Source organism: Roseomonas sp. F4 (genome assembly GCF_053891155.1).
In genome coordinates, this window is sequence record NZ_JBSSHK010000001.1 from 300,424 (window position 1) to 322,408 (window position 21,985).

Genomic DNA, 21,985 nt, shown 5'->3' on the forward strand with positions numbered 1-21,985 from the left:
GCCTCCCGCAATTTGGGTGGCCCGCGGGCGGGGATCATCGCTTCCCATCCCGCGCAAGGCGCGAAAGGGGAGGCAGCACTGGCATTCCGCGATCTCGATCGGCTGTTGCGACCGCGCTCCGTCGCCGTGGTTGGTGCTTCGGACGATGCCACGCGCATTGGCGGGCGGCCGCTGGCCTATATGCTCTCCCAGGGTTTTGGCGGCGCGCTGATGCCGGTGAACCCGAACCGGGCGACGGTGCAGGGGGTGCCGGCCTTCGCCAGCGTCGCTTCCCTGCCACAGGCGCCGGATGCCGCCATTGTCGCGATCCCTGGCGAGGCAGCGATTCAGGCCGTGGCCGATCTCGGTGCTCGCGGCTGCGGCGCCGCCATCGTCTTCACGGCCGGCTTCGCGGAGACCGGGGAGGCCGGCGCCGCGATGCAGGCCCGGCTGCTGGAGGCGGCGCGGCCTTCCGGCATGCGGCTGCTGGGCCCGAACTGCCTCGGCATGTTCAACGCCACGCTCGGCTACTTTCCGATTTTCTCGGCCAGCTTCGAGAATGGCTGGCCCCGTTCCGCCAGGCCGGGCATGGGCGGTGTGGGCATCGCCAGCCAGTCCGGCGCCTATGGCAGCCACCTGTTCGCCGCGGCCCGCGACCGCGGCATCGCCACGCCCGTGCTGGTGACCACCGGCAACGAGGCTGATCTCGGCCTGTCCGACATCATCGGCTGGATGGCGGAGAGCGAGGAGGTGCAGGTCATCGCCGCCTATGCCGAGGGCATCCAGAACGGCCCGCGCTTCATCGCCGCGCTGGAAGCGGCCCGCGCGGCGAAAAAGCCGGTGGTGATGATGAAGGTCGGGCGCAGCGCGCTCGGCCAGGCGGCGGCGCAGTCCCACACCGCCTCCATCGCCGGCGACGACCGGGTGATGGATGCGGTGCTGGCCGAATTCGGCGTGCACCGCGCTCGTACCACCGAGGAATTGCTGGACGTCTGCTACGTCGCCCAGCGCGGCATTTTTCCGAAACGCAACTCGCTGGGCGTGGTCACCATTTCGGGCGGCGCCGGCGTGCTGATGTCCGATGCCGCGGAGGCCGCAGGGCTGCCGATGCCACCGATGCCGGAGGCGGCGCAGCAGAAGCTGAAGGCGCTGGTGCCCTTCTCCTCGCCGTTGAATCCGGTGGACTGCACGGCGCAGGCCTTCAACGACATGAGCGTGATAGGCGCCTTCGCCGAAAGCATGGTCACCGATGGCGGCTATGCCAGCGTCATCGCCTTCTTCACCCAATGGGGCGCCAGCCCCTCCATGGCGCCGCGCCTGCGGGCCGAGTTGAAGAAGGTGCTGGACGCGCATCCCGACCGCATCTTCTTGCTGTCGATCCTCGCCCCGGTCGAGCGCGTGCGGGAATGGGAGGCGGACGGCTTCCTGTGCATGGAAGACCCCTCCCGCGCCGTGGTGGCGCTGGCCGCGATGGGGCGGTTTGGTGAAGCCTTTGCCGCATCACCGGCACCGGCCGAAACCCTGGCGGACATCGAACTGCCCGACACCTCGCCGAACGAGGCCGAGGCCAAGCGCATCCTGGAAGACGCCGGCATCCCCATGGTGCCGGAGGCCGCCTGTGAGAGCGTGGAGGATGCGGTGAATGCCGCGGAGGCCATCGGCTATCCGGTGGTCGCCAAGATCCTGTCGCCGGACATCCTGCACAAATCAGAGATCGGCGGCGTACTGCTGAGCCTGGCGCATGCCAGCGCGGTGCGCGAAGCCTTCGCCCTGTTGAAGCAGCGCGCCCGCGCCCATGCGCCGACCGCGCGCATCGACGGCGTGCTGATCGCCAAGCAGGTGGTCGGCGGCACCGAAATCGCCCTCGGCGTGGTACGGGACCCGGTCTTCGGGCCGATGGCGATGGTGGGCCTCGGCGGCGTCTTCATCGAGATCTTTGCCGACGTCGCCTTCCGTCGCTGCCCCGTCGATCCAGCGCAGGCGGAAGCCATGATCCGGTCCCTGCGCGGCTTTCCTCTGCTGGATGGCGCGCGGGGCAAGCCGAAGGCGGATGTGGCCGCGCTCGCCCAGGCGCTGGTCGCGCTGTCCCGCTTCGGCGCGGCGGCCAGACTACGCCTGGCCTCGGCCGAGATCAACCCGCTGCTGGTGCTGCCTGCGGGCCAGGGCGCCTTCGCCGCCGACGCCGTCCTCGAACTCACGGACTGATCATGCCCATCGACTATCAGACGCTGCTGAACTTCCCGATCCCGGAAATCCGCCAGGATCTGCGCTGGCAGGATTCGTCCCTGTATGCCCTGTCGCTCGGCCTCGGCCAGGACCCGATGGACACCGCGGCGCTGCGCTACGTCACTGAAGGCCCCGCGATGCGCGCGCTGCCGACCATGGCGGTGGTGCTCGGCTATCCCGGCTTCTGGCTGGCGGACCCGGCGACCGGCGTGGATGCGGTGAAGCTGGTGGCCGGCGAACAGGCCGTCGAACTCTTCGCGCCGCTGCCCACCAGCGGCACGGTGGTCGGCAAATCCCGCGTCACCGGCCTGGTGGATCGCGGCGCCGGGAAGGGCGCGCTGCTCTACACCGCGCGCGACATTTTGGACGAAGCCACGGGCCAGAAACTCGCCACGGTGGAGAACACAACCTTTCTGCGCGGCGATGGTGGCTTCGGAGGGCCGGATGGCCCTGTGAAGCGCCTGGCGGCCGAGCCCGACACCGCGCCCGACCTCACACTCGACCTGCCGACGCGGCCCGAAATGGCGCTGATCTACCGCCTGAACGGCGACCACAACCCTCTCCACAGCGACCCCGCGCTTGCCGCCAAGGCCGGCTTCCCGCGCCCGATCCTGCACGGCCTCGGCACCTTCGGCGTGGTCGGCCGCGCCCTGCTCGCCACCATCTGCGACCACGACCCGGACCGCTTCGGCCGCATGGAATGCCGCTTCTCCGCCCCCGTCTTCCCGGGCGAGACCATCCGCACCGAAATCTGGCGCACCCCCGGCGGCGCGGCCTTCCGCGCGAAAGTTGTGGAACGCGACATCACCGTCATCAGCCACGGCGCCTTCCGCATCCGCTGATCTGGACGCCCCAAGCCAAGCCGTTTACCTGACACCCGCAACCAGAGGGCGGACATGATCAACAAGATCGTCCAGTCGATCGCCGAATCGCTGGAAGGCGTGAAAGACGGCGCCACCATCCTGATGGGCGGCTTCGGCGCCGTCGGTCAGCCCGACGAACTCATCGAAGGCCTGCTGGAACAAGGCGCGCGCGACCTGACCGTGGTCGCCAACAACGCCGGCGCCGGCAAGGTGGGCCTCGCCCGCCTGATGATGGAAGGCCGCGTGCGGAAGATCATCTGCTCCTTCCCCCGCTCCGCCGGCTCCACCGTCTTCGAAGAACTCTACCGCGCCGGCAAGCTGGACCTCGAAATCGTCCCGCAAGGCACGCTGGCCGAACGCATGCGCGCCGCCGGCGCCGGCATCCCCGCCTTCTTCACCCCCACAGGCGCCGGCACCAAACTCGCCCAAGGCAAGGAAAGCCGCGTCTTCAACGGCCGCGAACACATCCTGGAACAAGCCCTGCCCGGCGACGTCGCCCTGATCGAAGCCTGGCAAGCCGACCGCTGGGGCAACCTGACCTACCGAGAATCCGGCCGGAACTTCAACCCGGTCATGGCCATGGCCGCCACCCTCACCGTCGCCCAAACCCACCACGTGGTGGACCTCGGCGACATCCCCCCCGACCACGTCCACACCCCCGGCATCTTCGTCCAACGGGTCGTCCAGGTGGAACGCGGGGCGCCTTGGGTGTAGCACTGGGTGGTTCGCAAGGAGGGCTCCGCCCTCCCTGCACCCTCCCGCCAAGGGGCAGTGGCCCCTTGGAACCCTTCGATTCATGAGGGGAAATGGAGAGGGGCCAGAGGGAGCGCCGAACAAGCGGGCGCTCCGGCCCCTCTCCATTTCCCCTCAAGGTCCCGTGGTCCAGGAGGCCACTTCCTCCTGGCGGGGAGGGTGCGGGAGGGGCAGAGCCCCTCCTGCAAATCACGCAGCCCAACCCAAGGCACGCCCCAGACGTGCCCTCTGGACGATCCGATGGAGTCGAAGCTGATGGCGGGTGTGACGCGGCAGGGGATGGCGGCGCGGGTGGCGCGGGACATTCCGGAGGGGTGGTTCGTCAATCTCGGGATTGGGATTCCGACGATGGTGGCGGATCATGTGCCGGTGGAGCGGGAGGTGATCCTGCATTCCGAGAATGGTGTTCTGGGCATGGGTCCGGCGCCGGAGCCGGGGAAGGGCAATGCCTGGCTGGTGAATGCCGGCAAGCAGCAGGTGACGTTGCGGCCGGGCGGCAGTTTTTTCCACCATGCGGACAGCTTTGGGATGATCCGGGGCGGGCACATTGATTTGTGCGTGCTGGGGGCGTTCGAGGTCGCGGAGAATGGCGACATCGCGAATTGGGCGACGAGTGAGAATGACTCGGCGCCGGCGGTGGGTGGCGCGATGGACCTCGCCGCGGGCGCCAAGCGGCTTTGGGTGGTGATGGACCACACGACCAAGGATGGGCGGCCGAAGCTGGTGGAGGTGTGTGGTTATCCGTTGACGGCGCCGGGCGCGGTGCAGCGGATCTATACGAACTTGGCGGTGGTGGATGTGGTGCAGGGCCGTGGCTTCGTGCTGCGGGAGATTCTGGCGGAGGGCATGTCCTTCGCGGAATTGCAGGCGCAGACCGGCGCCGTGCTGCACACCGACGCATGAGTGACGCTCCGGTGATGCGCGTGGCACAGGCGCGCGATGGCGCGGTGCTGACGCTGACGCTCGACAATCCGGCGCGGCGCAATGCGCTGTCGGTGCCGCTGCGGGAGCAGTTGTTCGAGGCGCTGGAGGCGGCACAGGGCGATGCGGGCGTGCGCGCGGTGGTGGTCACCGGCTCGGGCGGGACCTTCTGCTCGGGTGGCGACATTTCGGGCATGGATGTGCGGGATGCCGAGCAGGGGCGGGAGAGGATGCGACGCACGCATCGCATCATCCGCCTGATGGTCGGCGGGCGGCTGCCGATCGTGGCGGCCGTCGAGGGCTGGTGCGTTGGCGCGGGGCTGTCGGTGGCCTGCGCCAGTGACACCATCGTGGCGTCCGCGGAGGCGCGCTTCATGGCGGGCTTCAACAAGGTGGGCCTCATGGCCGATCTCGGCCTGCCCTTCACCTTGCCCGCGCGCATCGGCGTGGCGCGGGCGCGCCAGGTTCTGTTCTACGCGGAGCCGATGGGCGCCGCCGAGGCGGAGCGGATCGGGCTGGTGGATCGCGTGGTGCCGAAGGGCGAGGCGCTGGCCGAGGCGCAGCGCGTCGCGGCGGGCCTTGCTGCTCAGGCCGCGCTGCCGATCGCGCTGACAAAACGCATGCTGGCCGAGGGGCTGGATGCGGCGTTGGAGCGGGAGCGCGACTGGCAGACCATGTGCTTCCTCTCGGCCGATCATGCCGAGGGACGTGCGGCCTTCATGGGCAAGCGGGAGCCGGTGTTCGGCGGCGGTTGACCGTCGCCGTCGCGCGACGCAGCCTTGTGGCGACGCAAGGGGAAGCCGCGACATGACCGAGTATTGGCGCCTGCCAGCCACCGATATCGCCGCCCTGGTGCGTGGTGGGCAGGTGAGTGCGACGGAGGTGGCGCGGGACGCGCTGGCCCGTCTGGATGCGGCGAACCCCGCCATCAATGCCGTTGTGGATCATCGGCCGGAGGATGTGCTGGGCCAGGCCGCGGTGATCGACGCGGCGCTGGCGCGCGGCGAGGACCCCGGCCCGATGGCCGGCGTGCCGGTGACCATCAAGGTCAATGTCGACCAGACCGGCTATGCGACCACGAACGGCCTGCGCATCCAAAAGGATCTGGTGGCGACGCAAGACAATCCGGTGGTGGCCAATTTCCGCAAGGCGGGCGCCGTGCTGCTGGGGCGCACCAATACGCCGGCCTTCTCCCTGCGCTGGTTCTGCCGCAACAGCCTGCATGGGCATACGAAGAATCCGCGCGATCCGGGGATCACGCCGGGCGGGTCCTCCGGCGGGGCGGCGGCGGCCGTGGCGGCGGGGATTGGTGCCGTGGGGCATGGCACGGATATCGGCGGCTCCATCCGCTACCCGGCCTATGCCTGTGGCGTGCACGGGCTGCGGCCGACGCTCGGGCGGATTCCGGTGTGGAATGCCTCCGGCGCCGAGCGGGCGATCGGCGGGCAGATCATGGCGGTGTCCGGCCCCATCGCGCGCACCATCGGCGACCTGCGGCTGGCCTTCGCCGCGATGAGCCAGCGGGATGTGCGTGATCCATGGTGGGTCGATGCGGCGCATGACGGCCCGCCTGTGGAAAAGCGCGCCGCGCTCTGCATCCGGCCGGAGGGCATGCCCACCGCGCCAGAGGTCGAGGCCGCCCTGCGCGACGCCGCCAAGCGGTTGGAGGCCGATGGCTGGGTGGTGGAGGAGGTGGAATGCCCGCCCCTGCGCGAACCCGCCGCCATCCAGGCCATGCTCTGGCTGGCCGAAAGCCGTCGCGGGTTAAACGCGAGCCTGCACCAGGAAGCCGACCCCGACGCCACCTTCATCTTCGGCGAGATGGAGGCGCTGTGCGCCCAACCTGATCTGAACGCCTTCATGGACGGCTTGCAGAAGCGCGCCGGCTTTGTCCGCGCCTGGATGGCCTTCTTCGAGCGCTATCCCGTGGCCATCACCCCCGTCTCGGCCGAACTGCCCTTCCCGGACCAGGACGATGTCAGCAGCCCAGCGCGGTTCCGCGAGATCATGGAGGCGCAGCTGACCCAGGTCGGCCTGCCGCTTATGGGCCTGCCGGGGCTGGTGGTGACCACCGGCCTGGTCGGCCGCGTGCCGGTCGGCGCCCAGCTCCTGGCCGGCCGCTATCGCGAGGACCTGCTCTTCGCCGCCGCCGAGGTCATCGAGGCCGCCGGCATCCCCGCGAGCCCGGTGGAGCCGTTTGGGGGGTAAGACGCTCCCCTCTCCCCCTGACAGGGGAAGAGGGTTGGGGTGAGGGGCTACCTCATCCGCCCATACTCAAGCCGCCGCGCCAGCCAGCACCCCACCATCACCCCGCTGACGCGGCCATACGCATCGCGCCGAAAGGCCAGCGTCCAATCCCCTGGCGGCGTGTGGTCCAGCGCGCGCCAGCAGGGCAGGGCCCAGAGGTCCGGCCCGATCGGCTCCAGCTGCTCCATCCGCCCTTGGCCCAGATGGCCGGAAAAGCCGCCATAGGCCACGCCACCGCCATCGGTCACCAGCAGCTCCGCGCCCAGTTCGGCGCAGCGGTAGCGGCCGGCGATGTCCGTGGGCGCCTCGCCCTGGCGGGGCACGAGCAGGCTCGCCTGATTCTCCTGCGGCCGGTCCATCCAGAGGCCTTCCGGCGTCGGCCGCAGGCGGGTGCGGCCGGTGCCGGCGCCGCCATCGGCGCGCAGGTCGAGCCGTTCCGCCCCATGGCCAAAGCGCAGCCGCACCGCGCCGGGCGCCGCGCTGTCGATCCGCACGGCCAGGCCCGTCTCCGGCTCAACATAGGCGCCGAGCCAGTCGGGCGGCGGCAGCGCCGTATCCGGCTGCGGCGACTCGGCGCCGAGCATCGCGGCAAGCGCCTCCATCGCAGCGGCATTGGCGTCCGACAGGTGGTTGAACATCACCACGACCGAGATGCGTTCCGCCGGCGCGTAGAAGCGATGGCTGCGCCATCCCCGCAGCGCGCCGCCATGGCCGAGGATCGGCGTTCCAAAAGCCTCGGCGCGGCCCAGGCCGAAGCCATAGGGCGCGGGCGCGCCATCGCCAAAGGTGACCGGCGCGGCGAGGCGTCCGTGCTGGCTCTCCGCGTCGTCGCGCGTGGCGTCGATATGGCGTTCCCAGGCGATCATGTCGTCCAGGCTGGCGCCGAGCCCCGCATCGCCGGTCCAGATCACCCGGTTCACCGCGGGGCGGAAGCCGGTGGCCTGCGTGCCCTCATAGCCTTCGGTGCCGTCCGGCATGGCGCCCGTCTCGGCGGCGAGAATCGCGCTCTCCATGCCGATAGGCGCGAAGATGTGGGTCCGCAGAAGCTCGGCGAAGCTGCGGCCGGTGACGTCCTGCAGGGCATCCGAAATCAGCCGGAAATTCTGGTTGCAGTAGGAATAGCGGGTGCCCGCGGTGAAGTGCAGCGCGCTAGTCTCGCCGATGACGCGCGCGGCTTCCACGTCGCCGAAGGCGGATTCGGCGGGCGCGCCGTGCAGCATGGCGACGGCCCAATAGTCGCGCAGGCCGGACTGGTTGTGCGCCAGCAGCCGCGTCGGCGGCGCGTCCTCCCCCAGCCGCGGCAGGCGCGCGCGGATCGCCGCATCCAGCGCCTCCGGCTGGCCCACGGCAGCAAGCATGGTGCCGCAGGTGAATTGCTTGGTGATGGAGCACATGCGGAACAGCGTGCGGGGGGTGAAGGGAATGCGCCGCTCGGCATTGGCGAAACCCCAGGCGTGGCGGACCACCACCTCGCCTTTCTGCAACACCGCGATGGCGCCGCCGGGGCCGGGATAGCGGCGCGGCAGGTCGCGCAGCAGGCGGTCCAGGCGCGTCGAAAGATCGGACATCAGCGGCTTCCCCACAGCACCAGCACCACGCCCGCCACGACGATCAGCGCGCCGATAATGTCGGAGCGTGTGGCCTTCTCCCGCAGGTAGAAGCGGCTGAAGGCCAAAGTGAACAGGATTTCCACCTGCCCCACGGCGCGCACCAGGGCGACGGGCGCCAGCGCGAAGGCGGAGAACCAGCAGGCCGACCCCATGGCCGACAGCGCGCCCACCTGCGCGCTGTCGCGCCAAGTGGCGAAGACGGCGCGGAACTGCGCGGGTTCCTTCCAGGCCAGCCAGGCGCCCTGCATCAGCGTCTGCATGGCATTGGTGATGACCAGGATCAGCAGCGCCTTGTAGATCACATCCGCGCCCGGCATCGTCTGGTTCGCCGCCTTGATGAGCACGCCGGTGAAGCCAAAGCAGAAGCCGGCACCGATGCCGCAGAGCGCCGCCGGCTGCGTCACTCCGCGCAGCAGCTCACTGGGCCTGGTGCCGCGCCCGGCCAGCGACAGGTACAGCACGCCGCCGACGCCGACCGCGATGCCGATCCAGGCGAGCGGCGCCAGATGTTCGCCCAGCAGCACCGTGGCCACGATCGCGGCCTGCATCGCCTCGGTCTTGGAATAGGCGGTGCCGACGGCAAAGTTGCGATGCCCGAAGGCCATGATGAGCAGGTTGGTGCCCAGGATCTGCCCGAAGCCGCCGATGGCACACAGCGCCAGCACGGCGGCGGAAAGCGGTGGCAGCACGCCGCCAATGATCGCGCCGTAGAGCCCGAAGATGAGCAGCCCCACCGGCACGCCATAGAAGTAGCGCACCACCCCCGCCGCATTGACGGAGAGTTGCCCGCGCAGCTTCTGTTGCTGCGCGGTCCGCCAGCATTGGAGCAATGCGGCGGAGAGGGTGAAGCCGATCCAGCCAGGTACCATACCGCCTTATCAGCCCAGCCGCGGGTCCAGCCAAGGGCGGTCCATGCGTTTCCATGCGGGAAAGGCGCCGGGGTTCAGCGTGATGCCGAGGCCCGGCCCCTGCGGCAGCACCGCCGTGCCCTCGACGAAGCGCAGGCTCGCGCCCTGAACGATGTCGAAGAAGGCCTCCGTCTCCCCATACTGCACTTCCAGCACCAGAAAATTCGGGATGGTGGCGCAGAGATGCACGGAATGGGCGTGGCAGACGGGGCCGGTCGGGTTGTGCGGCGCGATCTCCACCCCGGCAGTTTGCGCCAGCGCTGCGATGCGGCGGATTTCGTCGAGCCCGCCGGCGTGCTTCGCATCCGGCATCAGCACATCATAGCAGCCGGCCTCGACCAGCGGGCGATAGGCGGCGAGGCCCGACAGGCTCTCGGCCCCGGCCAGCCGCATGCCGCGCGCATTGGCCAGGCCACGCAAACGGACGATTTCCGGGTGATTGGCCTCCGCCACCGGACATTCCAGCCAGAACAGATTTGCCTCAGTCACATCGCGGATGAGCTGGGCGGCGCCTCCTGCGGAGAAGCGCCAATGCGCATCGACCATCAGGTCGATATCCGGTCCGATCGCCGCGCGTACGGCGGCAATCCGCGCAAGACCCTCGGCATAGGCGGCGCGATTGGCGGGGGTGCGGCCATCCTCCCAGACCATCGGCTCGAAGGGCGCCAGTTTGACGCCGCCGAATCCCTCCGCCACGGCGCGCTTCGCCGCGGCCGCAAAGCCCTCGGGCGTGCGAGGATTGGCGCCGCGGTTGATATTGGCATAGAGCCGAACGCTGTCTGAAAAGGTACCGCCCAGCAGCCGGTGCAGCGGCTCCCCATTCCGCTGCGCTGCCAGGTCGCACAGCGCCTGGTCCAGCGCGGAGATCGCGGTGGCCGTCACCAACCCGCCCGGCGCATGCGGCAGGTAGCGCGCAATACGGTTGCGGTCCCGCGCATCGGTGCCTTGCAGATTGGCCGCGAGCCGCGAAACCTCCGCCGCCATCAGCGGCTCGTGATTCGCCAGCGTGCATTCGCCGATCCCGACCAACCCGTCCTCGGTGCGGACCTCCAGGAAGGACCAGTTGGTCTTCGGCGTGACGTTGAAGCCACGGAAGGCGATGTCGGCGATCTTCATGAGATGGTGATGTTGGCGCTGGCGGCGAGTGCCTTCCACTTGGCGATGTCGCTGCGCACGCGCTGGATCAGCACATCCGGCGTGCTGGTGACGATGCGCCCACCGAGCAGGTTGATACGCTCGATCACCTCCGGCAGCCGCCCGATGCGCTGCATTTCGGGCACCAGCCGCGTCACCACCTCCGCTGGCAATCCGGGCGGGCCGAACAGCCCATTCCAGGCGATGGTCTCGAAGCCGGGCAGGCCGGATTCGTGCAGCGTGGGGATTTCGGGCGCGTCGGGCCAGCGGTCGAGGCTGGTCACCGCCAGCATCTTCACCTCCCCCCGCCGGGCGAAGGGCATGACGTTCACCATATTGGCAATCAGGAAGGGCGCGTCGCCGGAGACCACGGCCTGCACCATGCCCGCCGCGCCGCGATAGGGCACATGCACCATGTCCGTGCGCGTCATCGCCTTGAACAGCTCGGTGGAGAAATGCGCCGAGGAGCCCGCGCCGGCGGTGGCGTAGTTGTAATGGCCCGGCGGCTTGGACCGGATCATCGCCAACAGCTCCGCCAGATTGTCCACCGGGAAGGCCCGCTGGTTCACCACCAGGGCATTCGGGCCGGTCACCAGCAGGGAGATGGGGACGAAGCTGGTCTCAAGATCATATGGCAGGTCGCGGTACAGCGCGGCATTGATGCCGTTGGACCCCGCATTGCCGAGCAGCAGCGTGGTGCCATCGCCCGGGGACCGAAAAGCGTTCTCCACGCCGATCCGCCCGCCGGCGCCGGCCCGGTTTTCCACCGGCACCGGCTGGCCCAGCGCCTGTTCCATGTGATGGGCGAAGATCCGTGCCGTGCTGTCATTGCCGCCACCTGGCGCATCCGGCACCACCAGCCGCACCGGGCGCGTGGGCCAGGCCTGCGCCCGGGCGATATGCGGCAAGGCCAGGCCCGCCAGGGCGGTGGCCAGCAGGGTTCGACGTTGCGGCATGGGGCCGTTCTCCGTTGGGGCGTTCCTGCGGCCATCATGGCGCGGTGGAAAACGGTCGACCAGCCTGGGCCCGCTTGATGCGGCGCAAGCCAAGCCTGTCGGAAAGGGCGCAGGATGCGGCCGCGAGCCATCCTGACCGGGAAAGCCAGCCCATGCGCCGACATCTTCTGCTGTTCTGCGTCCTGGGCGGGCTTTCGGCCGGCCTCGTGCTGCGCCTCGCCGGAATGCCCGAGGCGGCCGGCTGGGTCTTCGCCGCCGCGGCGCTACCGGTGGCGCTGCATGTCGCCCTCAGCCTGCTGCGGGCGCTGGCCGGCGGGCGGCTGGGTGTGGATGTGGTGGCGCTGGCCGCCATCCTGGGCACCCTCGCGGTGGGCGAAATGGCCGCCGCCGCCGTCATCGCCGTGATGGTGGCGGGCGGGGAGGCGCTGGAGGGCTGGGCCCAGGGCCGCGCGCGGGATGCGCTGACCAGCCTGATGGCCCGCGCCCCGCGCCTTGCCCTGCGCCTGCAAGGCCACGTGGCGGAGGAGGTGCCGGTGGCCGATATCCGCCCCGGCGACCGCCTGCTGATCCGCCCCGGCGCGCAGATTCCCGCCGATGGCCGGTTGGAGGATGCGGCCGCGACCCTCGACGAAAGCGCCCTGACCGGGGAGGCGTTGCCGGTCGCCCTGGCCGCCGGCGCGCCGCTGCGCAGCGGTGCGGTGAATGCCGGCGGCGCCTTCCGCATGCGGGCCGGGCAATCCGCCGAGGCCAGCACCTATGCCGCCATCATCCGCCTGACGCGGCAGGCGGCAGAGGCGCGGGCGCCGCTGGCCCGGCTGGCGGATCGCTGGGCGCTGGGCTTCACCGCCGCCACGGCGCTGCTGGCCGGCGGCGCCTGGATGCTCTCCGGCGATCCGCTGCGGGCCGTCGCGGTGCTGGTGGTAGCGACACCTTGCCCGCTGATCCTGGCGGCACCGGTGGCGCTGATGGCCGGCATCGGCCGGGCGGCGCGGCGCGGCATCGTGGTGAAGGGTGGCGGCGCGCTGGAACGGCTGGCGCGGCTGCGCACGGTGGTCTTCGACAAGACCGGCACGCTGACGCCCGGCCATCCGCGCCTGGCCGCCATGGATGCCGATCCGGCGCTGGGCCGGGAGCCGGCCTTGCGGCTGGCGGCCGCGCTGGCCCAAGGCTCCACCCACCCCGTCTCCGCCGCCCTGGTCGCCGCTGCCCAGGCCCGGGGCCTGGTGCTGCCGGTGCCGGAGCAGGTGGCGGAGGTGGCGGGTGGCGGATTGACGGGCACCGTCGAGGGCCAGGCGCTGCTCCTGGGATCGGAGGGCTTCCTGGACGACCAGGGCATCGCCGCCAATCCCGGCTTCGGCCTGACCGCGGAGGTCGGCGCCGCCGCCGGCTCCGTCGCCTGGCTGGCTGTGGAGGGACGGATGGCGGCCGCCTTCGTTATGGCCGATGGGCTGCGCCAGGATGCGCCCCGCGCCGTGCGCCGGCTGCGCGAGCTGGGCATCCGCCGCATCGTGCTGCTCAGCGGCGACCGTGAGGCCGCGGTAGCGCCCATCGGCCGGGTTCTGCGCCTGGATGCGGTGCTGGCGGAGCAGTCGCCGGACCAGAAGCTCGCGGCGATCCGCGCCGAGGTCCTCGCCGCGCCGACCGCCATGGTGGGGGATGGGGTGAATGACGCGCCGTCGCTCGCCGCCGCCGATGTCGGCATCGCCATGGGCGCCACCGGCACGGCGGCGGCGGCGGAGGCCGGCGACGTGGTGCTGCTGGTGGACCGCGTCGACCGGGTGGCGGAGGCGGTGGCGATCGCCCGCCGGTCGCGCGCCATCGCGCTGCGGGCGATCTGGCTCGGCATGGGGCTGTCCGTCATCGCCATGGGCTTCGCCGCCGCCGGGCTGCTGCCGCCTTTGGCCGGTGCCCTGGTGCAGGAGGCGATCGACGTCGCCGCCATTCTCTATGCCCTGACCGCCCTGCGCCCGGGGCGGGAGGATGCGGCGCCGGCCGCGTTGCCGGAAGCGGCGGGGCTGGCGGCGCGGCACGGCGAACATGCGGGGCTGCTGCAACTGGCGGAGGCGCTGGGCGAGGCGGCGGACTCCCCCGACCTGCCGGTGCTGGCGGCGCTGGAGGCGCGGCTGCGGGCGGAGCTGATTCCGCATCAGCGGGCGGAGGAACAGGCGCTGTACCCGGCGGCGGCGCGGCTGCTCGGCGGCCAGGACCCGATGGGGCCGCTGATCCGCATGCATGCCGAGATCGAATCCCTGGCCGAACGCCTCGCCGCCCTGCTGCGCCACGCCGCGACGGCTGGCGTGGCGGCGGGGGAGGCCGAGCTGCGCCGCACCCTGTTCGCGCTGGAGGCGCTGCTGCGGCTGCATCTGGCGATGGAGGAGGAGGTGCTGGCGGGGCTGGACGCGCCGGCCGCTTCGCGCGACAGCTAGCGGGTGATCTCCTGGCTGGCGGCTTATGACCCCGTGAATGCGCTGATCCTGGCTCTGGCCGGGGTGGTGATCGGTGCCATGGGCGGGATGCTTGGCATCGGTGGCGGCGTGGTGGCGGTGCCGGTGCTGCTGGAGGTTTTTGGCGCCGACGGTCTGGCGCCCCAGGCGGCGCTGCCGCTGTCCATCGGCACGGCCCATCTGGTGGTGGCGCTGGCCGCGCTGCCGGCGGCCTGGGGCCATGCCCGGGCCGGCACGCTGGAGCTTTCGATCCTGCGCGGCTGGACACCGGCGATCCTGGCGGGCGGCGTGATCGGCCTTGCCCTGGCCCCCTGGCTGCCGCCGGCACTCTCCGTTTCGCTGTTCGCGTTGATCCTGGTGTTGCTGGCGCTGCGCATGGGGGTGGGGGGCGGCTGGGTGCTGGCACCGCTGCCGCCCCCGCCGCCCGCCGGCCATCTGCCGCCGCTGCTGCTGGGCGGGCTGGCGGCGGCGCTCGGCATTGGCGCGGGCACGCTCAGCGGGCCGGTGCTCGGCCTGTTCGGCGTGGCGCTGCGGCGTGCCGCCGGGGCAGGGGCGGTGTTCAACCTGGCCGTCTCGGCACCGGCCACGCTGGTCTTCGCTTTGGCGCCCCGGGCCGCCACGCCGGATGCGGTCGGCCAGGTGGCACTGGGCGCGGCGGCATTGCTCTCCGTGCCGGCCATGCTGGCCGCCCCCATCGCCGCCCGCTGCGCCGGAAAGCTGCCGGAGGTGGTGCTGCGGCGGCTCTTCGCCCTCAGCCTCTCGGCCATCGCCCTGCGGGTGCTGCTGCGATGAGCGGGGAGGCGCCGCGCCGGCCGCTGCTGGCACCCCTCGCCATGCTGAACCGGCGCACCGCGCCGCCGCTGCTGATCTATCTGGTCGCCGGCGCCAGCGGCTTCGCGGCGATCGCCGAGACTTTTTGGGTGCGCGACCATCTGGGCCTGTCGCCGGCCGCGCTGCTGGCGCTGGCGGCCTGGCTGACGGTGCCTTGGACGCTGAAGATGGTGATCGGCCATCTGGTCGATACGGTGCCCATCCTCGGCTCCCGCCGCCGCGCCTATGTGCTGATCGGCGCGGCGCTGCAGGTGGCCGCCAATCTGATCCTGGCCGCCGCTGCTGCCGGGCTGACCGCGCCGGTGCCGGCGGAGGCCGCCTATGTCGCCGCCTCGCTCGCCGCGGTGCTCGGGCTGGTGGTGCAGGACAGCGTGGCGGATGCGATGACGACGGAGGTGGTGGACCGCACCCACCCTGATGGCACGCCGCGGCCGGAGGCGGATGTGCAAGCCGAGCTCGGCGATGTGCAGGTGCTGGGCCGCGTCGCGGTGATGGGCGGCGCCTTCGCCGTGGCTGGCGCCGGCGGTTGGCTGGCGCAGATCCTGCCGGCTTCGACCATCTTCCTGCTCGCGGCGCTGCTGCCGCTGCCCTCCCTGATCGCCGCGGCGATGCTGCGCGAGAGCGGGGAGGCGCCGGGCACGCGGGATGGCCGCATCCTGTGGGGCGGGCTCGGCTTCGGCGCGGCGATGGCGGCGCTGGGCGTTTTCCAGCCGCCCTTCGCCGAGGAGGTCGGCTTCCTGCTGACGCTCGGCGTGCTGCTGGCGCTGCTGCGGATGACAGTGGCGGAGGTGCCGGCGGCGACGAAGCGCGCCATGGCCGCCGCCGGCCTGATCATCTTCGCCTTCCGCGCCGCGCCTCTGCCGGGCCCGGCGCTGCAATGGTGGCAGATCGACGTGCTGGGCTATTCCCAGGGCTTCTTCGGCACCCTGGCGCAGTTGGGCACCGGGCTGACCATCGCGGGCGCGCTGCTGCTGGGCGGGCGGATCGTGCGCTGGCCGCTGGGTCCGGTGTTCCTGTGGCTGGCGGTGCTGAACGCCGCCTTCATGCTGCCCAGCATCGGCATGTTGTTTGGCCTGCATGAATGGACCGCCGCAAATCTCGGCTTCGGCGCGCGGACCATCGGGCTGATCGACACCGCCTTCTCCGCGCCGCTGGCGCAGTTGGCGATGATTCCGATGCTGACGCTGATCGCCATGCATGCGCCGGAAGGCCGGCGTGCCACCTGGTTCGCGCTGATGGCTTCCCTGATGAACCTCGCCTTGCAGGCGGGCGCGATCCTGTCGCGCGGGCTGAACGCGGTGTTCGTCGTGGGGCGCGGCGATTACGCGGCGCTGCCGGCCCTGGTGATCGCGGTGACGCTGCTCGGGCTGGCCTTGCCGGTGCTGGCCGTCGCCCTGTTCGGCCGCAGGCTGGCATTGCAGAGACGGAACTGATTGCAAGTCCAGGTCGTCGGTCACGGATTCCGACCAACCTGACGTTGCCGCCAAGGGGCGGCAATGGCAGGATGGGATGTGTCAATCGCGGGTCGTCAACCGGCTTTCCACCTCGCAGCGAATCGGCCCGCAATGGCTTCCAGCCGATCCTGTCTCGAATGAGGCCTTTCGCGCCGATGCACCATCCTTCGTCGGCCGGCTTCGCGCAGGTCGCCGCGCCTTCCGCTTGGCCCGGCCAGGCGCTGCTGCGGTCGCCGCTGCGGTTATTGGCCGGCAACCTTCTGGCGGCCCTGCTCTATGCCGGGCTTGGCGCGGCGGTCGGCTTGTTCTTCGCGCGGTATGGCCTGTTTCCGGCGCCGATCTGGCTGCCCGCCGGCATCGCCGCCGTGGCCTGCATGACCGGTGGCGCGCGCCTCGTGCCAGGGCTTTTCCTGGGCTCCTTCGCCGTCAACTGGCTGCTGCTCGATGCCGGGCTGGTTTCGGCCTCGCTGATCTCCCTCTCCAACAGCCTCGGCCCGCTGGCGGGCGCGCTGCTGACACGCGCCATGCGCCCGCCGACCGGGCTGTTCACCCGCTTGCGCGGCGTGCTGGGTTTCGTTGCCGGCAGCGTCGCGCTGCAGGCGCTGCTCGCGGGGCTCGGTGGCACCGCCGCGTTGCTGGTCACCGGCACCGTGCCGCTGGAGGCGGCCTATTCCACCTTCTCCCGCTGGGCGCTGTGCGAGGCGGGGGGCGTGTTCTTCTTCGCGCCGCTGGTGATGCTGTGGCTGGGGGTGGAGCGCACGCCATCCTTCCCCGGCCAGCGGATCGCGCGCGGCGATGCGCTGGTGCTGGCGGCCACCGCCGGCGTCGCCTCGCTGGTCTTCGCCCTGCCGCGGCCGATGGCGGCGCTGGTGCAGCCGGAGGCGGTGGCGCTGCTGACCATCCCCGTCACCTGGGTGACGCTGCGCATTTCGCTGCGCGCCGCCTATGCGCTGCTGACGCTGATCAGCGTGGTGGCGACGGTGGGCACCCTGGCCGGGCTCGGCCCGTTCCAGCCGGATGTCGTGCCGAACCCGCTGCGCGCCGTCGGCATGATGATCGTGCTGATGGCCACCAACGCGCTCGCCTTGATGGCGCTGCTGAGCGAGCGGCGGGAGGCGGAGGCGCTGCTGGCCGAAAGCAACGTCCGGCTGCTGGCGGAAGTCGCCGACCGCACCGCGGAGCTGCGCCAAAGGGCCGAGACCGACGACCTGACCGGCATCGGCAATCGCGGCCATTTCCTGCGCCGGATGCAGGAGGCCTTCGCCACCTGCCGCGGCCAGGGCAGCCCGCTCGGGCTGGTGCTGCTCGACCTGGACCACTTCCGCCCGCTGAACGACATGCGCGGCCATGCCGCGGGCGACGCCGCGCTGCGCGCCTTGGCCGGGCTCTGCACCGCGCAGCTGGAAGGCTGGAACGCGATCATCGGCCGCATCGGCGGCGAGGTCTTCGCCATCGCCCTGCCCGGCGCCGGCACGGCGGAGGCGGCGGCGCTGGCCGAGGGGCTGCGCGCCGCCGTGGCACGCCACAGCTTTGCCTTCGAGGGTGACGAGGTGCCGGCGCGGATGACGGCGAGCCTCGGCGTCACCGGCCTGCTGCCCGGCGATGCTTCGGCGGAGGAGATGCTGCGGCGCGCCGATGCCGCGGTGTTCCTGGCAAAGACCAAGGGCCGCAACCGGGTGGAGGTGCGGATGGTGATCGAAGTGCCGAAGGAAATGCGCGCCAGCAACCTGTCCCGCTGACGGCGCAGGCGTCCCCTCAGCGCGCCTCGCCGAAGCGGTAGCCCACGCCAGGCTCCGTGCGGATCAGCGAGGCGGCGGAACCCAGCTTCTGGCGGAGCTGCGCGATATAGACTCGCAGATACTGCGTATCCTCCACATGCGCCGGACCCCAGACGGTCGCCAGAAGATGCCGCTGCGTCACCACCCGGCCATCCCCCGCCCGGACCAGTGCCGCCAGCAGATCCCATTCGCGCGGGGTCAGGCGCAGCGGGTCCTGCCCGTCCAGCCGGGCGGTGCGCTGCGGAAAATCCACCTCCAGCGGGCCGAAGCGGCGAACCGCCTCCGTCGCCGCGCCCGGCGCCGCCCTGCGCCGCAGCGCGGCCCGGATGCGCGCCAGCAGCTCCGCCAGGGCGAAGGGCTTCTCCACATAGTCATCGGCACCCGCATCGAGCGCCTGCACCTTCTCTGCCTCCCGCTCCCGCGCCGAGACGATGATGACCGGCACCGCGCTGAATCCGCGCAGCCGGACCAGCAGCGCCTGCCCATCCATGTCGGGCAGGCCGAGGTCGAGCAGGACCAGATCGGGCGCCTGCGTCGCCACCAGGCGCAGCGCCTCGGCGGCCGTGTCGGCGCGCAGCGCCGCCAGGCCCGCGGCCTCCAGCGCCGGCTTCAGGAAGCGATGGATCTGCGGCTCGTCATCCACCACGAGAACCCGCGCCACTTCGCCGCCGGTCATGCGGGAAAGCGCAGCGTGATGCGGGTGCCGCCACCCGCCGGGTTGATCGGGCTTTCAGCGGCGATCCGCCCGCCCATCGCCTTGGCCAGCCCACGGCAGATGGCAAGGCCGAGGCCGGTGCCGGCGGCGGTGCGGTCGGCGCGGGTCACCCGGAAGAAGGGGTCGAAGATCCGGTGCAGATCCTCCTCCGCGATGCCCGCCCCATCATCCTCCACCGCGATCGCCACCTCATGCCCCTCCCGCCACGCGCGGAGATGGACCGCGCCTTCCGAGAATTTCAGGGCATTGTCCAGAAGATTGCCCAGGATCTGGTCCAGCAGCGCCGGGTCCAGCCGGGGTTCGGTCAGGCGGTCGCCCAGCGTGACGCCGATCTCCCGCCCCGAGGCGCGCCGGGCGCGGTCGACGGCGACCTCCAGTGCCTCCGGGATGTTCACCGGCTCCCGCCGCGGTTCCACCTGGCCATGTTCGATCCGTACCATATCGAGGATATTGGCCAGGTAGCGCGACAGCCGCGCCGTCTCCTCCTCCGCGGCCAGCAGCAGGTCGGCGCGGGTTTCCGCAGGCAGGCTCTCGCCGGAGGCGCGCAGGGTGCCGAGCGCGCCACGGATGGAGGTCAGCGGGGTGCGGAGATCGTGGCTGAGCGAGGTCAGCAGGGCCGTGCGCAGCTGTTCGGTCTCGGCGCGGGCGGCGCCGCGCGCCTCGCGCTCCATCAGCTGCGCGCGCTCGATCGCGACGGCGGCCTGATCCAGCAGCGCGGTCAGGGCCCGGTCGGTTTCGCCGGTCATCGGCTCACGCCGGTCATCGAGCTTCACGGCCACCAGCCCCACCACGCCGCGCGCGGTGCGCATCGGCCGGAACTGCCAGGCGGCGCGGGGCAGGGTGTCGGTGTCATGGCCCGCCCGGCGCCCCTGGGCGAGTGACCAGCGCGCTGCTGCCATGGCGGTCTCATCAAGCTCCATCGTCACCGGAATGGCCGCCCGCAGCACGGGCTCGGGGGTGCCATCGGGCAGCAGCGGTTCCAGCGGCATGACGACGGCGCTGGCGGTGCCGGCCACCCGCGCGGCCTCCTCCGCCACGGCGGGCAGCAATTCGGGAAGGCCGCCCGGCTCGCCGAGGCGGCGGCTGAACTCCACCAGGCGGCGCAGGGCCAGCATCCGCGCCCGCGCCGTCCGCACCGAGCTGCCCAGGCGGCCGGTGGTGCCCGCCAGCAGCAGCGCCACAGCGGCGAAGATGCCGAGGCCCACGATATCGGCCCCGTCCCGCAGGTCGAGGGTGTAGCGCGGTTCCAGGAAGAAGAAGTTCCAGCTGAGAAAGCCCAGTGCCGCCCCCGCCGCCGCCTGCCAGGGACCGAGCGCCGCCGCCAGCGCCACCACCACGGCGAGGAACACCATGCCCAACGTCCGCTCGGGCAGCAGGCCTTCCGCGGCGTGGCCCAGCGCCACGACCAGAGCGACGGTGACCGGCACCGCGAGCCACCCCAGCCAGGGCGGTGGCACCGCCGGGTCCGCCGGGGCGGCGCGTGCCCGGCCGACGGGCCCCGGCACGATATGCAGCGTGAAGTCGGTGGCGCGGCGCGCCAGCGTGGCCGAAAGCGTTCCCCCCAGCCAGCGCCGCCAGATGCCGGGCTGGCCGCGCCCGATGACGATGTGGGAGGCGTTGCGCGCCCGGGCCTGGGCCAGGATCGCGCGCGGCAGGTCGCCCGCCACCACCGTCTCCACCTCCGCGCCGAGCTCCTCCGCCAGGCGCAGCGCGGGGGCGGGGTCGGTGTCCTCGACCGCGCCGGGGCGTTCGACATGCAGCACCACCAGCGGCGCGTGCAGCGCATCGGCGATGCGCCGGCCCTGGCGCACCACCGTCTCGGCCGAGGCATCGGTGCCGACCAGGGCCAGCACGCGGTCGCCCGCGGGCCAGGGGCCGGCGATGGCATTGGCGCGCATATAGCCGGTGACGTCCGCATCCACGCGATCGGCGGTGCGGCGCAGCGCCATTTCGCGCAGCGCCGCCAGATTGCCCTCCCGGAAAAAGCCGCGCAGGGCGCGCGCCGCCTGTTCGGGACGGTAGATCTTGCCCTGGCGCATCCGCTCCAGCAGCTCGGCGGGGGGGATGTCGATCAGCTCCACCGCATCGGCGCCGGCCAGCATGGCATCGGGCACCGTCTCCGCCACGCGGATGCCGACGATGCGCGCCACCTGGTCGGAGAGGCTTTCCAGATGCTGCACGTTCATCGTGGTCCAGACCTCGATGCCGGCGTCGCGCAGTTCCTCCACATCCTGCCAGCGCTTGGGGTGGCGGCTGCCGGGGGCGTTGCTGTGGGCCAACTCGTCCAGCAGCAGGATTTCCGGCCGGCGGGCCAAGGCGGCGTCGAGGTCGAATTCCTCCAGCACCTGGCCACGATGCGCCAGGCGGGCGCGGGGCAGCAGGGGCAGGTCGCCGATCTGGGCGATGGTCTCCGCCCGGCCATGGGTCTCGATGATGCCGGCCAGGATATCGGCGCCGCCGGCCAGGCGGCGGCGCGCCTCGGCCAGCATCTCGTGCGTCTTGCCCACGCCGGGCGCGGCGCCCAAAAACACCTTCAGCCGCCCGCGCCCCTCCCGCGCCGCCAGCGCCAGCAGCGCGTCGGGGTCCGGGCGGTCGGGGTCGCGGGGGCTGGGCATGGTGCCTGTCTAGCCCGGCCTCAAAGCGCGCCCAAGGCGAGGTTGAGGCGCAGCACATTCACGCGCGGCTCGCCCAGCACAGCCAGGCTACGCCCCTCGCTGTGGCGCTCCACCAGCGCCTGGACCGTGGCCAGCGGCAGGCCCCGCGCCGCGGCGACGCGCGCCGCTTGGCGCGCGGCATTGGCCGGGCTGATATGCGGGTCGAGGCCGGAGCCCGAGGCCGTCACCGCATCCGCCGGCACGTCACGCTGGCCATCGGCGCGGGCGCGCAGCGTGGCCAGAAGGGCGGCGCTGGTGGGGCCGAGATTGCTCGGCGCCGCACCGCTGTCGCTGCCGGAGGGGCGGGGCTGGAACCATTCCGGCCCTTCCATCGGCCGGGCGATGAGGTCGGAGCCGACCACCCGGCCATCCTCGACGATCAGGCTGCCATTGGCCTCACGCGGGAACAGCGCCTGCGCGAGGCCGGTGAAGCCGAGCGGCACGATCAGGCCGAGCAGCAGGGTGAATCCGCCCAGCATCACCAGGGCGGGACGCAGCAGGGTCAACATGGT

Annotated in this window: 17 protein-coding genes; 10 read left to right on the plus strand and 7 right to left on the minus strand. The window is 71.7% G+C overall.

Annotated elements, in window-relative coordinates; translation table 11 throughout:
• Nucleotides 1-105: 105 nt before the first annotated feature.
• The 6 genes from ACVFYP_RS01430 to ACVFYP_RS01455 all read left to right on the plus strand — a co-directional run bounded on the left by ACVFYP_RS01430 (nt 106) and on the right by ACVFYP_RS01455 (nt 6,950).
• Nucleotides 106-2,184: an acetate--CoA ligase family protein gene (locus ACVFYP_RS01430; protein WP_499198336.1), complete on the plus strand. Its 2,079-nt coding sequence runs from the start codon at nt 106-108 to the stop codon at nt 2,182-2,184.
• A gap of 2 nt (nt 2,185-2,186) precedes the next feature.
• A complete protein-coding gene (locus tag ACVFYP_RS01435; RefSeq protein ID WP_499198337.1) occupies nt 2,187-3,047 on the plus strand; it encodes a MaoC family dehydratase in 861 nt (286 codons plus the stop codon).
• Nucleotides 3,048-3,101: 54 nt separating this feature from the next.
• Complete coding sequence (locus ACVFYP_RS01440) at nt 3,102-3,782, plus strand: 3-oxoacid CoA-transferase subunit A (RefSeq protein WP_499198338.1); 681 nt, start codon at nt 3,102-3,104, stop codon at nt 3,780-3,782.
• A gap of 279 nt (nt 3,783-4,061) precedes the next feature.
• Nucleotides 4,062-4,724, plus strand: coding sequence for a 3-oxoacid CoA-transferase subunit B (locus ACVFYP_RS01445; protein WP_499198339.1), 663 nt, complete (start codon nt 4,062-4,064; stop codon nt 4,722-4,724).
• Nucleotides 4,721-5,497 (plus strand): enoyl-CoA hydratase/isomerase family protein, encoded by a 777-nt coding sequence (locus ACVFYP_RS01450; RefSeq protein ID WP_499198340.1) that lies wholly within the window; start codon nt 4,721-4,723, stop codon nt 5,495-5,497. The genes ACVFYP_RS01445 and ACVFYP_RS01450 overlap by 4 nt, the downstream gene beginning before the upstream one ends.
• 52 nt (nt 5,498-5,549) lie before the next feature.
• Nucleotides 5,550-6,950 (plus strand): amidase family protein, encoded by a 1,401-nt coding sequence (locus ACVFYP_RS01455; protein WP_499198341.1) that lies wholly within the window; start codon nt 5,550-5,552, stop codon nt 6,948-6,950.
• Between the two features lie 47 nt (nt 6,951-6,997).
• Here ACVFYP_RS01455 and ACVFYP_RS01460 read toward each other — a convergent pair whose 3' ends face one another.
• From ACVFYP_RS01460 to ACVFYP_RS01475, 4 genes are read right to left on the minus strand one after another with little or no spacing between them, the layout of a single operon-like run.
• On the minus strand, nt 6,998-8,557 hold the full coding sequence (locus tag ACVFYP_RS01460) for a D-aminopeptidase (protein WP_499198342.1): 1,560 nt from the start codon (nt 8,555-8,557) through the stop codon (nt 6,998-7,000).
• Complete coding sequence (locus tag ACVFYP_RS01465; protein ID WP_499198343.1) at nt 8,557-9,468, minus strand: DMT family transporter; 912 nt, start codon at nt 9,466-9,468, stop codon at nt 8,557-8,559. The genes ACVFYP_RS01460 and ACVFYP_RS01465 overlap by 1 nt, the downstream gene beginning before the upstream one ends.
• A gap of 9 nt (nt 9,469-9,477) precedes the next feature.
• Nucleotides 9,478-10,623 (minus strand): mandelate racemase/muconate lactonizing enzyme family protein, encoded by a 1,146-nt coding sequence (locus ACVFYP_RS01470; RefSeq protein WP_499198344.1) that lies wholly within the window; start codon nt 10,621-10,623, stop codon nt 9,478-9,480.
• The gene (locus tag ACVFYP_RS01475; protein ID WP_499198345.1) at nt 10,620-11,597 is read right to left on the minus strand and encodes a Bug family tripartite tricarboxylate transporter substrate binding protein; all 978 of its coding nucleotides are present in this window, start codon (nt 11,595-11,597) and stop codon (nt 10,620-10,622) included. Before ACVFYP_RS01475 ends, ACVFYP_RS01470 begins: the two co-directional genes overlap by 4 nt.
• A 152-nt stretch (nt 11,598-11,749) precedes the next feature.
• Between ACVFYP_RS01475 and ACVFYP_RS01480 the strand changes: the two genes are divergently transcribed.
• The 4 genes from ACVFYP_RS01480 (at nt 11,750) to ACVFYP_RS01495 (ending at nt 18,065) form a co-directional block, all read left to right on the plus strand.
• Complete coding sequence (locus ACVFYP_RS01480; protein WP_499198346.1) at nt 11,750-14,023, plus strand: heavy metal translocating P-type ATPase; 2,274 nt, start codon at nt 11,750-11,752, stop codon at nt 14,021-14,023.
• A 3-nt stretch (nt 14,024-14,026) separates the two neighbouring features.
• Nucleotides 14,027-14,833 carry a TSUP family transporter gene (locus ACVFYP_RS01485; protein WP_499198347.1) on the plus strand — a complete coding sequence of 269 codons (807 nt, stop codon included), beginning with the start codon at nt 14,027-14,029 and terminating at the stop codon, nt 14,831-14,833.
• Nucleotides 14,830-16,305 (plus strand): MFS transporter, encoded by a 1,476-nt coding sequence (locus ACVFYP_RS01490; RefSeq protein WP_499198348.1) that lies wholly within the window; start codon nt 14,830-14,832, stop codon nt 16,303-16,305. The genes ACVFYP_RS01485 and ACVFYP_RS01490 overlap by 4 nt, the downstream gene beginning before the upstream one ends.
• Nucleotides 16,306-16,481: 176 nt before the next feature.
• A complete protein-coding gene (locus tag ACVFYP_RS01495; RefSeq protein ID WP_499198349.1) occupies nt 16,482-18,065 on the plus strand; it encodes a sensor domain-containing diguanylate cyclase in 1,584 nt (527 codons plus the stop codon).
• A 16-nt stretch (nt 18,066-18,081) separates the two neighbouring features.
• Here ACVFYP_RS01495 and ACVFYP_RS01500 read toward each other — a convergent pair whose 3' ends face one another.
• From ACVFYP_RS01500 to kdpC, 3 genes are read right to left on the minus strand one after another with little or no spacing between them, the layout of a single operon-like run.
• Entirely contained in the window at nt 18,082-18,780 is a 699-nt protein-coding gene (locus ACVFYP_RS01500; protein ID WP_499198350.1) for a response regulator, read from the minus strand.
• A complete protein-coding gene (locus ACVFYP_RS01505; protein ID WP_499198351.1) occupies nt 18,777-21,434 on the minus strand; it encodes an ATP-binding protein in 2,658 nt (885 codons plus the stop codon). Before ACVFYP_RS01505 ends, ACVFYP_RS01500 begins: the two co-directional genes overlap by 4 nt.
• 20 nt (nt 21,435-21,454) lie before the next feature.
• Complete coding sequence (kdpC, locus tag ACVFYP_RS01510) at nt 21,455-21,982, minus strand: potassium-transporting ATPase subunit KdpC (RefSeq protein WP_499198352.1); 528 nt, start codon at nt 21,980-21,982, stop codon at nt 21,455-21,457.
• Nucleotides 21,983-21,985 lie beyond the last annotated feature (3 nt).

Bases quoted from the DNA above. Each gene is read 5' to 3' on its own strand.
- kdpC (WP_499198352.1), bottom strand. From the start codon at position 21,982: ATGTTGACCCTGCTGCGTCCCGCCCTGGTGATGCTGGGCGGATTCACC.
- ACVFYP_RS01490 (WP_499198348.1), top strand. From the start codon at position 14,830: ATGAGCGGGGAGGCGCCGCGCCGGCCGCTGCTGGCACCCCTCGCCATG.
- ACVFYP_RS01475 (WP_499198345.1), bottom strand. From the start codon at position 11,597: ATGCCGCAACGTCGAACCCTGCTGGCCACCGCCCTGGCGGGCCTGGCC.
- ACVFYP_RS01440 (WP_499198338.1), top strand. From the start codon at position 3,102: ATGATCAACAAGATCGTCCAGTCGATCGCCGAATCGCTGGAAGGCGTG.
- ACVFYP_RS01465 (WP_499198343.1), bottom strand. From the start codon at position 9,468: ATGGTACCTGGCTGGATCGGCTTCACCCTCTCCGCCGCATTGCTCCAA.
- ACVFYP_RS01455 (WP_499198341.1), top strand. From the start codon at position 5,550: ATGACCGAGTATTGGCGCCTGCCAGCCACCGATATCGCCGCCCTGGTG.
- ACVFYP_RS01460 (WP_499198342.1), bottom strand. From the start codon at position 8,557: ATGTCCGATCTTTCGACGCGCCTGGACCGCCTGCTGCGCGACCTGCCG.
- ACVFYP_RS01480 (WP_499198346.1), top strand. From the start codon at position 11,750: ATGCGCCGACATCTTCTGCTGTTCTGCGTCCTGGGCGGGCTTTCGGCC.
- ACVFYP_RS01435 (WP_499198337.1), top strand. From the start codon at position 2,187: ATGCCCATCGACTATCAGACGCTGCTGAACTTCCCGATCCCGGAAATC.
- ACVFYP_RS01445 (WP_499198339.1), top strand. From the start codon at position 4,062: ATGGAGTCGAAGCTGATGGCGGGTGTGACGCGGCAGGGGATGGCGGCG.
- ACVFYP_RS01470 (WP_499198344.1), bottom strand. From the start codon at position 10,623: ATGAAGATCGCCGACATCGCCTTCCGTGGCTTCAACGTCACGCCGAAG.
- ACVFYP_RS01505 (WP_499198351.1), bottom strand. From the start codon at position 21,434: ATGCCCAGCCCCCGCGACCCCGACCGCCCGGACCCCGACGCGCTGCTG.
- ACVFYP_RS01495 (WP_499198349.1), top strand. From the start codon at position 16,482: ATGCACCATCCTTCGTCGGCCGGCTTCGCGCAGGTCGCCGCGCCTTCC.
- ACVFYP_RS01500 (WP_499198350.1), bottom strand. From the start codon at position 18,780: ATGACCGGCGGCGAAGTGGCGCGGGTTCTCGTGGTGGATGACGAGCCG.
- ACVFYP_RS01450 (WP_499198340.1), top strand. From the start codon at position 4,721: ATGAGTGACGCTCCGGTGATGCGCGTGGCACAGGCGCGCGATGGCGCG.